General features: G+C 64.2%; 11 protein-coding genes. 4 read left to right on the plus strand and 7 right to left on the minus strand.

Translation table 11 applies throughout. The features are described from left to right. The first annotated feature begins 83 nt into the window (after window positions 1-83). Window positions 84-2,378, plus strand: coding sequence for a TonB-dependent receptor (locus tag SAS01S_RS13685; protein WP_066809199.1), 2,295 nt, complete (start codon window positions 84-86; stop codon window positions 2,376-2,378). Window positions 2,379-2,450: 72 nt separating this feature from the next. Beyond that, on the plus strand, window positions 2,451-4,049 hold the full coding sequence (locus tag SAS01S_RS13690; RefSeq protein ID WP_066809253.1) for an AMP-binding protein: 1,599 nt from the start codon (window positions 2,451-2,453) through the stop codon (window positions 4,047-4,049). Window positions 4,050-4,176: 127 nt separating this feature from the next. On the opposite strand, the gene SAS01S_RS13695 is transcribed toward SAS01S_RS13690, so the two are convergent. Together SAS01S_RS13695 and SAS01S_RS13700 are read right to left on the minus strand one after the other, a co-directional pair. Next, complete coding sequence (locus tag SAS01S_RS13695) at window positions 4,177-5,814, minus strand: carboxylesterase/lipase family protein (protein WP_066809201.1); 1,638 nt, start codon at window positions 5,812-5,814, stop codon at window positions 4,177-4,179. Next, window positions 5,811-7,109 carry a spinster family MFS transporter gene (locus tag SAS01S_RS13700; protein WP_066809203.1) on the minus strand — a complete coding sequence of 433 codons (1,299 nt, stop codon included), beginning with the start codon at window positions 7,107-7,109 and terminating at the stop codon, window positions 5,811-5,813. Before SAS01S_RS13700 ends, SAS01S_RS13695 begins: the two co-directional genes overlap by 4 nt. A 220-nt stretch (window positions 7,110-7,329) precedes the next feature. On the opposite strand from SAS01S_RS13700, the gene SAS01S_RS13705 reads away from it, so the two are divergent. Beyond that, entirely contained in the window at window positions 7,330-8,001 is a 672-nt protein-coding gene (locus SAS01S_RS13705) for a TetR/AcrR family transcriptional regulator (protein WP_245656907.1), read from the plus strand. Window positions 8,002-8,059: 58 nt separating this feature from the next. Here the strand turns inward: SAS01S_RS13705 and SAS01S_RS13710 are convergent, their stop codons facing one another. The 5 genes from SAS01S_RS13710 to SAS01S_RS13730 all read right to left on the minus strand — a co-directional run bounded on the left by SAS01S_RS13710 (window position 8,060) and on the right by SAS01S_RS13730 (window position 11,776). Then, on the minus strand, window positions 8,060-8,959 hold the full coding sequence (locus SAS01S_RS13710) for an alpha/beta fold hydrolase (protein WP_066809205.1): 900 nt from the start codon (window positions 8,957-8,959) through the stop codon (window positions 8,060-8,062). A gap of 409 nt (window positions 8,960-9,368) precedes the next feature. Then, window positions 9,369-10,271, minus strand: coding sequence for a pirin family protein (locus SAS01S_RS13715; RefSeq protein ID WP_066809212.1), 903 nt, complete (start codon window positions 10,269-10,271; stop codon window positions 9,369-9,371). Next, window positions 10,268-10,711, minus strand: coding sequence for an NUDIX hydrolase (locus SAS01S_RS13720; RefSeq protein WP_066809214.1), 444 nt, complete (start codon window positions 10,709-10,711; stop codon window positions 10,268-10,270). The genes SAS01S_RS13715 and SAS01S_RS13720 overlap by 4 nt, the downstream gene beginning before the upstream one ends. A gap of 65 nt (window positions 10,712-10,776) precedes the next feature. After that, window positions 10,777-11,490, minus strand: coding sequence for a glutathione S-transferase (locus tag SAS01S_RS13725; RefSeq protein ID WP_066809217.1), 714 nt, complete (start codon window positions 11,488-11,490; stop codon window positions 10,777-10,779). Window position 11,491: 1 nt separating this feature from the next. After that, the gene (locus SAS01S_RS13730; protein WP_066809220.1) at window positions 11,492-11,776 is read right to left on the minus strand and encodes a BolA family protein; all 285 of its coding nucleotides are present in this window, start codon (window positions 11,774-11,776) and stop codon (window positions 11,492-11,494) included. A gap of 106 nt (window positions 11,777-11,882) precedes the next feature. On the opposite strand from SAS01S_RS13730, the gene SAS01S_RS13735 reads away from it, so the two are divergent. Next, window positions 11,883-12,425, plus strand: a complete 543-nt coding sequence (locus tag SAS01S_RS13735) for a J domain-containing protein (RefSeq protein WP_174544965.1) — start codon at window positions 11,883-11,885, stop codon at window positions 12,423-12,425. Window positions 12,426-12,446 lie beyond the last annotated feature (21 nt).

Consider the following 12,446-nt stretch of genomic DNA (forward strand, 5'->3'; position numbering starts at 1 on the left):
ATTAGTATTGCCAGGCGCCGCGCTTTGCGGCAGTTTCCCGCCATGGACGCCGGAGAGCGTGATCTGATTGGTGGGAGGAATGAATGAAGGCTCGTGCATTGTGGCTCGGTGCATCCGCGCTCGCTTTTGCCTGGGGAGGCGACGCCGCTGCGCAAACGGCTCCTCAGTCCGCACCCGCGGCCGCGCCGCAGGACGATAACCAGGTCACGGCCGACAATGGCGACTTGGCCGGCGACATCGTCATTACCGCGCAGCGCCGCAGCGAAGATCTGATGACGACCGCGGTATCGGCGTCGGTGCTGAGCGGCACCGATCTCGGCAACAAGGGCGTCACCAATGTCGACGCGCTGCAGTTCGCCATGCCCAGCGTCGTGGTGAACAATTTCGGCCAGGGCAACGACTTCAACATTCGCGGCATCGGCAAGGCCGAGCATAATACCCAGACCACCACCGGCGTGATCACCTATCGCGACGGCGTGCCGACCTTCCCGGGCTATTTCCAAATGGAGCCCTATTTCGACGTAGCCAATATCCAGGTGCTGCGCGGTCCGCAGGGCACGATCGTCGGGCAGAATTCGACCGGCGGCGCGGTGTTCGTCAACACCAACGATCCGATCGTCGGCGGCGAGATTCACGGCTATTTCAACGCCAATTACGGCAATTACAACGACGCCGGCATGCAGGGCGCGATCAACCTGCCGATCAGCGACACGTTCGCGGCACGCGTCGCATTGTTCGCCGAGCGCCGCGACAGCTTCTTCGATGTCCATGGCGCTGGCGGCACCGCTTATCCCTATGACAACGGCAAGATGGGGTATCTCGCCGGCCGCGTGAGTTTCCTGTGGAAGCCGAGCGCGAACTTTTCGGCCTTATGGAAGACCGATTTCGACGCGCTCGATTCGGGCGCCTATCCGGCGTCGCCCTTCTGGCAGCACAGCAATGCCTATCCCGCCTATAAACGCGACCTCTACGACATTCAGCTCAACGCGCCGCAGGACGCCCGCGACACGTTCGTGCGCTCGGTGCTGAAGCTCGAGTACGACACGACCGGCGGCGTCAAGTTCCGGTCGGTCAGTGGCTTCCAGACCGGCACCACTCTTTACCGCGCCGACCTGGACGGCACGGCGTCGAACTTCGTCGATCCGACGACGATTACACCGGCCGCCCCGCTTGGCACGATCAAGAACCAGAGTTTTTTCGACAAGGTGACGGAAACGCAGTTCAGCCAGGAATTCAACATCATCTCGCCGGACAATCAGCGCTTCACCTGGCTGATCGGTGGGTTCGGGATGTGGAACGCCTATTTCTTTCCGAAGCCGTTCAGCAACTTCACGATCAACCTTTGCTACCCCGTCACGACGGTTAACGCATGCCTCTACCAGCTGACCGGTCGCAATCCGGAGCGCAACCTTGCCGCCTTCGGGCAGGTCGGGTTCCAGATCACGCCGAGCCTGAAGCTCGAACTCGGTGGCCGCTACACGGCCAGCCGCTCGACCAACTATGTCAACGTCCAGCAATATGGCCTGCCGATCAGCCAGGTGCAGACCGTCTCGTCGGACAATTTCTCCTACAAGGCGTCGCTCGGCTGGAAGGTGAACGCCGACCAGTTCCTGTACGGCTTCGTCGCGACCGGTTTCCGTCCCGGCGGGCTCAACGTTCCGGTGGGGCTGGGTTTGCCGGCACCGTTCAGGCCGGAGAAGATCACGTCGTATGAGGCGGGTTGGAAGGCCAATTGGGCCGGCGGCCACGTCCGCACCACCGTCACCGGCTTTTATAACGACTATAAGAACTTCCAGGTCGTAATCGGCTACCCGACCTTCCCGACCTTCGGGATTGAGCTGAACGTCCCCGACAGCACCAAGATCTATGGCGGCGAGGCGGAAATCGAGGTCACCGCCGGCGGATTCAAGTTCAATGCCGGCGTCAACGTACTGCACAGCGAGCTCGGTACCTTCTTCGCCAGCGATCCGCGCGTGGCCGCGACGGGCGCCTGCGATCCGATGACCGGCAGCCCGACCCACGCGCCGAACTGCATCAATTTGAACGGCCGTCGTCAGACTTATGCGCCCAATGTCACCTTCAACGTCAGCGGCGAATATACGTTCAAGCTGGGCGACGGCAGTTCGATCACGCCGCGTGCCAATTTCGGCTATGTCGGCAACCAATGGGCGACCCTGTTCCAGAATCCGAACCTCGGTGATCGGCTCGACGCGCGCAAGATCCTCAACGCCCAGCTTGCTTATGCTCGTGGTAGCTGGACGATCACGGCCTATGGCACCAACCTGACCAACCAGCACTATGTCGCTGCGCTCAATAGCGGGCTCTATTTTGCCGGAGCCCCGCGCCAATATGGGCTCAAGGTACTCAAGACCTTCTGATTCCCAGCCTGGCCGGGCGTGCGCGATCGCGACGTCCGGCCTTTCTTTTTCCCCGCTTTCTCGCAAGGTGTCATGCAACCCTACGGCCTGACGGTAGACAAGTTCCTCGATCACGCCGCCAAGTGGTTCCATGATCGTGAGGTCGTCGGCGCCGAAGCGGGGGGCGCGCGCGCGCGTGGAACCTATGCGGTGCTTCGAGCCCGCAGCAACCGGATGTCGGGCGCGCTCGCGGCGCTGGGAATGAAGCAGGGCGATCGCATCGCGACCCTGGCCTGGAACACGCCGCATCATTTCGAACTCTATTATGCCGCGATGGGGATCGGGCTGGTCTGCCATACGCTCAATCCGCGGCTGACGGCGGCGCACCTCGCCGCGATGATCGACGAGGCCGAGGACCGCGTGCTGGCGGTGGCGGCCGATCTGATGCCGCTCGCGGGCGAGCTGGTCGCGGCGTGCCGATCGATCGACCATGTCATTGTGCTCGACAGTTCGGCGTTCGATGTCGCGGCTGTCGGCGGGGCGGATGTGAACATCTGGGGCCACGACGCGCTGCTCGATGCGCACGGCGTCGAGATGGCCTGGGGCGAGTTCGACGAGAATCTGCCGGCGGGGTTGTGCTACACGTCCGGCACGACCGGCAGCCCCAAGGGCGTCGTCTATACCCACCGCTCGAATTACCTCCATACGATACGCGCGCTCCAGGCCGACGCGATGGCGCTGACGGCGCGCGACGTCCTGCTGCTCGCGGTACCGATGTTCCACGCCAACGGCTGGGGACTGCCATTCGCCGCCCCGGCGGCGGGGACCAAGCTGGTTTTGCCCGGACGCGCGATCGACGGCGCGAGCCTGGCGCGATTGATCCGCGACGAGGAGGTGACGGTGGCGGTGGGCGTGCAGACGGTATGGCTGGCGCTCGCCGACCATGTCGAGGCGACCGGGATCGAGTTGCCCAGCCTGACGCGCGTGGTGATCGGCGGGTCGACGTGTCCCGACGCGCTGATCCGGCGGCTCGAGGATAAGCTCGGCGCCGAAGTGCAGACGAGCTGGGGAATGACCGAATTGTCGCCGGTGGGCACGATCGCGCCGCCCGGGGCGACCGATCCTGCTCGTGGCTCGGGGCGGCCGCCGATCGGGCTCGATCTCAAGCTGACCGATGCCGATGGCGCGACCTTGTCCGAGCAGCGTGGCGTCCAGGGACATCTCAAGGTGAAGGGCGTGAGCGTCATCGACCGCTATTTCCGTGCCGAGAGCGATGCGCTCGACGAGGAGGGCTATTTCGACACCGGCGACCTTGCGACCATCGATGCGGCGGGCAACCTCACCATCTGCGGGCGCGCCAAGGATCTGATCAAGTCGGGCGGCGAGTGGATCAATCCCAACGAGATAGAGACGATCGTCGGCACGCATCCGGCGGTGCGTCATGTCGCGGTGATCGGCCGGCTCGACGCCAAATGGGGCGAGCGGCCGGTGTTGATCTTCGAAAGCGACGGCAAGGCCGATGCGCGTGTGCTGCTCGACCTGCTGCGCGGCAAGGTCGCCGATTGGTGGATTCCGGATCGGGTCGCCGAAATCGCGGCGATGCCGCTCGCCGCCTCGGGCAAGATCGACAAGAATCGGCTGCGGGCGGATTACGAGGCAGGCAAGATCGCGGCTGTGGCGATCGGGCGGTAATCCGTCCTACAACCGCGCTGCCCAACAACGTCCAATCGTGTTCCTGCGAAAGCAGGAACCCAGGGCAGTGAGGTATGCCGTTGCCTAGGCTACTGCTTGCGCAGGAGCACTGCATTTGTCTGCCCGATCAATCGCAGCCCGCCGTCCTGGGCGGAATCTTCGGTGCCGCGAGCCCGACATTCCAATTCCAGCCGATCTTGCCGGTCGCCTTCTTGCGGCACATCACCGCCTCATTGAGCGCATACATGCCGGGCATCAGGCCCTTGCTCGGCTCCGGCGTCGCAGTGAAATGCATGTAATTGGCGGCGGCGCCATAAGCCGGCCAGGCCGGCGCCTTGGCCGCGACCGGATTGCCGTCGCGCGCGAAACTGGTCCAATAATCGAGCATCGCATCGGACAGCGCGTGCTCCTCGGGCGTGTCGGGGATCTTCGGCCAATTGGGGCCGAGCGTGTCGGTCGTGCCGAACACATAAGGCAGTTCGCTGGCGTGGAAGGCGTGCAGTCCGGCGCTGTCCATCGCCTGATAGCCATGGTCGAACAGATAGAGATAGGCGCGCTGGCCGATCGCGGTCTGCTTGCGTGCCATTCGCTCGGCGGTCCAGCCGTAGAGCCCGTCGCGCGTCGTGGCGATGATGCTCTCTTTGTAATCGGCCGCCGGGTAGAGCTTGAGAAACGCGTCGGCGAGGTCGCCATAGCGATCGCGGATCGCCGCCTCATAGTCGGCCGCCGTCGCGGGCGGCTTGGGCGCGAGCATCATCAGCGAGCGGATCTCGCCCTGGTTGAACCCGGCGAGCAGCGGTACTGGCGCCTGGTTGCCCTGATCGAACGCCTCGATCATCTGTTGCGGGAGGACGAGGCCGTCGACCGTGCCCCAGGGCCCGTAGCCGAGCTTGGCGGCGCCATCGGTGATGGTCTGCGCATCGATCCCACGCAGTGCGGCGACGTCGGGCGCCTGGAGCGCGCCGCCGAGCATCTGCCCGGCCGCCTCGCCCGAAGGCGCGCCATACACCGCCTTCCTCAGCTCGGGCATCGAGATCATATACCCGCTCTCGGCAATCGCCTTGTTGTAGAGCCCGCGTGCGAGTGGAGATTCCAGTAGGTACATCACGCTGAGCGCGCCGGCGGATTCGCCCGCGATCGTCACGTTCTTCGCATCACCGCCGAACGCGGCGATATTGTGCCTGACCCAGCCCAGCGCCGCGATCTGGTCGAGTAGACCATAATTGCCCGACACGTGCTCCGGCGATTCCGCGGTGAGCCCCGGATGCGCGAGCCAGCCGAGCACGCCGAGGCGGTAGTTGATCGAGACGACGATGACGCCGCGTTCGGCCATCCGGCGCCCGTCATAGGTCGCCTCGCGGCTCGATCCGGTGACCAGCGCACCGCCGTGAATCCAGAAAAAGACTGGCGCGTTCTTCGCGCTCTTCGGCGCCCAGATGTTGAGCGTCAGGCAATCCTCGCTGACCGGGAACGGCGCGGCCGGCGAATAGACCGAGGCCGATTTGCTTTGCGGCTGGAAGCAGGCGGGCCCGAATGCGGTGGCATCGCGCACCGTTTTCCAGCGTTGCATCGGCGCTGGTGGGCGCCATCGCATGGCGCCCACCGGGGGGACGGCATAGGGAATGCCCTTGAACGCCTGGATGTCGCCATCGACGGTGCCGCGCAAGGCGCCGGACGGCGCATCGACCACCGGCCCCGATTGGGCGGAAACCGGCGCAGCCACGAGCAATGCGCCGAGCGCCAGCAGCGGAGGGAAACGGGTCATGCCGATGTCCTTTGTTCAAGCGCCCGGATCACGCGGGCGAGCCAGAGGAAGAGCAGGATCGCGACCGGATAGGCCGGCACGAGCGTGTAGAGCGCGGTGCGCAGCGAATGCGTGTCGCCCGCGGCCTTGAACCAGTCGCTCGCCGCGCCGACCCAGGTCGGGCCGAGGCCGAGCCCGATGAAGTTCATCACCAGTAGCAACAACGCGCCCGCAAGCACGCGCTGGTCGGGCCGTACTTCCTCCTGCACCAGCGCGACCGAGCAGGAGAGGTAGACATAATTGAACACCATGGTGATGGTCAGCAGGACGAGCGCGAGCGGCCAGCCAGGCGCCCAGACGAACGCGGCATAGAAGGGCATCGCGACGATCAGCGACAGCGCCGGCGCGATCGCATAGACGCGGCGCGAATGGCGCGTGAAGCGGTCAATCACGCGGCCAGATACCAGCATGCCCGAGCACATGCCGACCAGCACGACAATCGCGTACCAGATTGCGATCTGCTGCAAGCTCATGCCCTTTTCGCGGATCAGGAACAGTACCGCGAAATTGCCCAGGCCGTAGGTGACGAATTGCGTCGCGCCGCTGCCCAAAGCGGCGAGCAGCAATATCGGATGCGTGAAGAACATGCCGATGGTTGGCCAGAAACGCGCCTTCGCCGACACCTGCTGCACCATCGGATCGGTCGCGCCGCGCTCGGGTTCGCGCAGGAACAGGCGGACGAGGATGGCGGTGACGACGCCGATCGCACCGATCGCGATGAACGCGTCACGCCAATGGAAAAACGCCGCGATGGATGCACCGAACGCGATCCCCAAAGCCGCGCCGATCGGCGGCCCGAGATTGTAGATGCCGAACGCGATTCCGCGGCGCCCCGGCGGGAAGGTGTCGGTGATCAGCGCGTAGGAAGGCGGCACGCCGCCGGCCTCTCCGAAGCCCACCGTCATCCGCGCGGCGACGAGTTGCGGATAGGTCGCGGCGAGCCCGCAAGCGGTGGTTGCACCGCTCCAGATCGCGCAAGCGAGCGAGACGATGGTGATGCGGTTGGAGCGGTCGGCGAGCCAGCCGATCGGGATGGCGATGAAGCAATAGAAGAAGGCGAAATAGAGCCCGCCGATCAGCCCGAGCTGGCCATCGGTGATGTGCAGATCGTCCTGGATCGGCTTGGCCAAGATACCGAGTAGCTGGCGATCGAGAAAATTGAGCACGTAGACGAAAGTCAGTGTGCCGAGCATGACCCAGGCTCTGGCCGACGTGGCGGGGGCAGGGGCGGGCGCCGTCGCGATCGTTGTGGGCATCACCGGACTCGCCGGAATGGTGTGCCATACCGGGCGCGGCCGCGCGGCGGACCTAGTGCCGTCAGAAAACCCAATTTCCTCTCCCCGGCTTTTGCCCGTTGTCCCGCATGATGGTGGGAAGCCGCGGCGCGAGTCAACATATACATTATCACGAGGGTGAATATTGTTGGATGGCGCGAAATGCTTGACGCTGATGGATGAGGCTGGAAGGACCAAGGTCGTGACCAAGACCACCCCACCGCCGCGCCGGTCGCGCAAGGCCGAACAACGCGCGGAGACGATGGAGCAGATTCTCGATGCGGCCGAGGGACTGTTCGCGCAGCACGGTCTCTACGGAACCACGCTGAAGGATGTCGCCAAGCAGGTCGGCGTCCATCACACTCTGCTCAATTACTATTTCGCGGACAAAAAGGCGCTGTTCGATGCCGTGTTCGCGCGCCGCGCCGTCGTGACGCGCGAGCTCAGGATGAAAGTGCTCGACGATTATGAAGCGTCATGCGGCGGTAAGCCAACGGTGGAAGGCGCGCTGCACGCCTTTCTCGACACCGATCTCGACCTTTACAGCAATGGCGGGGAGGGATGGAGGAACTATGCCAAGCTGGGCGCCCAGGTTGCCAATACCCCTGAATGGGGCGCCGAATTGATGGACAAGCATTTCGATCCGGTCGTGCTGCGGTTGATCGATCTGCTCAAGAAGGCGCTGCCCGATTGCGCCGAGGCCGATATCTTCTGGGGGTATCATTTCGTGACCGGCGCGCTGATGCTCACGCTTGCCCGCACCGGCCGGATCGACAAATTGTCCGGCGGCGTGGCGCAGTCGGGTGATTTCGCCGCGATCAAGCAACGCATGGCGAAGTTCATGGCTGCCGGTTTTCGCGCCATCTGCAGCTGATCGCCGGGAAATATCTCTTAACCGCAAGCCGGCGCACATTCGCCGTGGCTTCAACGTCTCACCCGTTGCGGTCGGCAAGCCATTCGCGCATCGCGTCCGTGACCTTTTCGGGCGCTTCCCAGGGCGCGAAATGGCCGACGCCCTCCAGCTTGTGGAGCGTCAGATCGGGGACGAGCGTGTCCAGACCTTCGAGTTGCACCGGCAACAGCGCCTTGTCGTCCATTCCCCAGATGACCAGGGTCGGGATCTTGAGTGGCGGAAAGGGACCGGCGAGAAACGCCGGCCGCTCCGGTGTCGCGTCCATCGCCGGCACCTGTACCGCGCTGGCGCGATACCAGCTGAGCATCGCCGTCATAGCGCCGGGCTGGCCCCATTGCTCGAGATAGACCGGCTTCTCGTCCTTCACTTTCTCGAAGTCGGTGTGGCGCATGAAGCTGCCGTCGAAAAAAGCCGACAGGCCGATCGAGTCGATATGCTTTTCAAGATCGGTGTTGCGGAACGCCCGGATATATTGGCTCGCCTCGCGCTGCGCCATGTCGTCGAACATCGACTTCTGGAAGATGAAGGGATGCGGCGCGTTGATGATGATCAGCCCCGCGACGCGGTCGGGATAGTTGAGCGCCGCCATCCAGGCGATCGCGCCGCCCCAATCGTGCCCGACCAGGGTGAAGCGCTCGAGGTCGAAATGGTCGGCGAGCGCGATCATATCGGCGACCGGCTTGTCGGGTGTGTAATTCTCGACACCCTCGGGCTTGGACGATCTGGCGAACCCGCGCTGGTCGGGAGCGAGGACGAAATGGTCCTCTGCGAGGTCGGCGATCTGGTGCCGCCAAGTGCGATGCGACTCTGGAAAGCCATGGAGCAGGGTGATCGCCGGGTTGGTCGGATGGCCGGCTACCGCCACGTCAAGCTCGACTCCCGTGGGTAACGCCACTCGCTGCAGCTCGAAATCCGCCATCGCTCTCTCCTCTTGCGAGGAAACCCTGCCTCCATACCGCATATTCGACAAGAGCAGGAACGCTGTGCCCTGCTCTGCCGCCTATAAGGACGAGCGATTCTCCGCGAGCTCAGCCGGCATTCCGGCGATACCTTTTCGCGATCCACCACACCGCCAGGCCCACGCCGACGGCAATACCAATCGATGGAGCAACACGTTCAAGAGGAAGCCGTGGTGACACCGGCCATCGGGCACACAATCTCCAAGCGCCTCGGCCAACAGCAGGCATATGCCCGTCGGGACGCCGATCAGCGAGCCGATTAGGCAGCCGAACTTTCCTTCAGGTATTGGCCTGCGTTTATAGCCGTCGCCTGCCATCACATCCTTCCGAATGCGAACCCCAGGTAACTCTGACGCTCGCGTGCGCTGCTCAGGGATACGTCGCCGTCTTCGGTATCTCCGGGATCGGGATGAACTCCTTCTCGTCGCCAGGGACCTTGGCGAAACGGCCGGCTTTCCAGTCTTCCTTGGCCTGCTGGATGCGGTCCTTGCGCGAGCTGACGAAGTTCCACCAGACATGGCGCTCGGTCGCGAAGGCCTCGCCGCCGCACAGCATCACGCGGCCACCGCTGATCGAACGCAAGGTCATCGCGACGCCAGGCTTGAGCACGTAGAGCGTGTTGATCGCCATCGGCCTGCCGTCGATCTCGGCCTCGCCGATCGCCAGATAGACGGCACGTTCGTCGGCGCCGGCGTCGATCGGCATGCTGGCGCCGGGGACGAGCAGGATGTCGGCATAGATCGTCTCGGCATAGGTCGTAGTCGGCGCGCGCTGGCCCCATAGTTCGCCCATGATGATCCGCGCAGTGGCGCCATGCGCATCGATCAGCGGCAGCTCGGCCTTGGCGACATGTTCGAAGGCCGGGTCGATCTCTTCCTTATCCTCGGGCATCGCGATCCAGGTCTGGATGCCCGACAATTCGGGGCCGTGCGCGCGCTCGTCGCCGGGCGAGCGTTCCGAATGCGCGATACCGTGGCCGGCGGTCATCAAATTGACCGCACCGGGCTCGATCCGCGCGAAGGTGCCGATCGAATCGCGATGATCGATCGCGCCGGCGAACAGATAAGTGACGGTCGACAGGTTGATGTGCGGGTGCGGGCGCACGTCGATCCCGGTGCCGATATCGAGATGCGCCGGACCCATCTGGTCGAAGAAGATGAACGGGCCGACCATCTGGTGCGGCTTGGAGGGCAGCGTGCGATGCACCTTGAACCCGCCCAGGTCATGCGTCGTGGGGGTGATGATGCGGTCGATCAAATCGTCGTTGGTCATGCCGTCACCTCTGCCAGAATGTCGATCAGGTCTTCGGGGAAATATTGCTCGCCAAGCGCGGGAAGGTCGTGCGGCGCGACCCAGCGCCAATGCTGCATTACGCGCTGTTCGAGTTCGGTATGCCCGCCCGCATCGATTTCGCGAGCCTCGGTACGGACCAGGAAATAGCGCTCGTCGGCGGTCACTTCGACTCCCTCGATCGTCAGGAAGTCGGCGGTGCGCTGCAGGATTTCCGGGCCGGGATCGGCGATGATGCCGGTCTCCTCGTACAGTTCGCGCCGCGCCGCCTCTTCATAACTCTCGCCGGGATCGACCGCGCCGCCGGGCGTGCACCAGAAAGGCGGGCGCCCGTCCTCGGGCGTGAAGCGGAACATCAGCAGCCGGCCATGCTGGTCGACCAGCAGGATGCGCGCGGCGGGACGAGGAATACGTTGGGCCATCGCAGCGATCCTTAACCGCTCGCGACGTCGAGCGGGAGAGCCCTCACGGAAACGCTGCGTTTGCTTCAGGCCGCGTCGAGCTCCGAATAATAGCGGAAGATTCCGTCGGTGTTGAACGCGATGCGGCGCTCGCTTTCGAGGTATGCCGCGATTCCCGGCAGATCGGCGACGCGGTCGTGGAGCGCGACCAGCGCCGGGTAGTCGCCTTCGACCGCCTTCATCCGCTTGGGGAACATGTAGCGTAGCCCCTCGATCAGCTGAAAGAGCGAGGTGTCGACATGGCTCCAGCGCGGCCCCACCGTCCAGTCGCCCTCATTGTGGCGTACGGCCTTGTCGAAATAGCCCAGGAACTTGGGGATGCGTTTGTCGCGGAATCCCTTGGCCGCACGCGCCGCCTCGTCCTTCTGATCGTCATAATAATCGTCGAGCGCGACCGGGTGATGGACGTTATGCACCTCGGCGACGACGTCGGTGACGGTCAGCTGGAGCTGTTGTGCCCAGAAGCGATCGGCCTCGATCGTGGGACCGACAGCATCGTGGCGGCTGGCAAGGAAGAACAAGATGTCTGCGACCTGCGCGACGGTGAAGCCGGGCATCGACAGATAGGGCGGGGCGAAGGGGCCGCGGCGGTCGTGCCCCTTCATGTCGTCGATCAACGCGTCGACGCCCTCGTCGCGCGCGCAATCGACATAGGGAATGTGCGCAGCCTCCATCGCCAGTCGCACGAACTCGCCGCGCCCCTGGATCGAGGGCCAATACCAAAGCCGATAAGGCTCCATGTCATTCTCCCGGTGCGCGCGCCCGGATCGCGAGCGCGTGGATGCGCGAGGATAACAGATCGGCGAGCGCCTGGTTCACCAGCCTCTGCCGCGCCACCCGGTTCAAGCCGACGAAGCGCTCGCTTTCGACGATGACGGTGAAGTGCGATTCGCCGGTGCCGTCGTCGCCCATATGGCCGGCATGGTGATGGCTATCGTTGATCACTTCGAGCTGCGACGGCGCGAGCTGGTCGGTCAGACGAGCGGCGATGATTTCGGCCAGCGGGCCGGTAGCGGTGTCGGTCATCGTTCTTATATAGGACCCTTTTTTAGCCGGAGACACTGTGGCTCGCACGCCCCCGCACGACCGACCCAACACTCGCTTCCACGGCCGTGTGGCGGGAACGGGAAGATTGTGTGAGGAGCCCGGCTGCGACAATCCCGGCGAATTTCGCGCGCCCCGGCTCGACGGTCCATTGCCGCGGGGCGACGGTCCGACCGAATATCGCTGGCTCTGCCTCGACCACGTCCGCGCGTTCAATTCGCGGTACAATTTCTTCAACGGCATGAGCCCCGACGAAATCCACGAAGCGCAACGGCCCTATGCCGGATGGGAGCGCGAGACCCGCGCCTTTGCCGCCAATGGCGCCGATCGTCCCCCGCGCTGGGCGGACTTCAGCGATCCGCTCGACGCGATCGGCGCGCGTTTCCGCGAGCGGATGGCGAACGAGCGCCAGCGCCAGGACGGCAAGCCTTTGTCGAGTGCCGATCGCCGTGCGCTGAACGTGCTGGGATTGGACCAGGACACCGATCGCCGTGGGCTGCGTCGGCGTTATTCGGAGCTGGTGCGCAAATTCCATCCCGACCGTAACGGCGGCGATCGCAGCATGGAAAAGGCGCTGCAGGAAGTGATCGCGGCGTATCAGCATTTGAAAAGCGCGCCGGCGTTTGCGTGATATCTGATAATCCTCCCCGGA

The sequence above is a fragment of the Sphingomonas asaccharolytica NBRC 15499 genome (genome assembly GCF_001598355.1).
GTDB lineage: Bacteria > Pseudomonadota > Alphaproteobacteria > Sphingomonadales > Sphingomonadaceae > Sphingomonas > Sphingomonas asaccharolytica.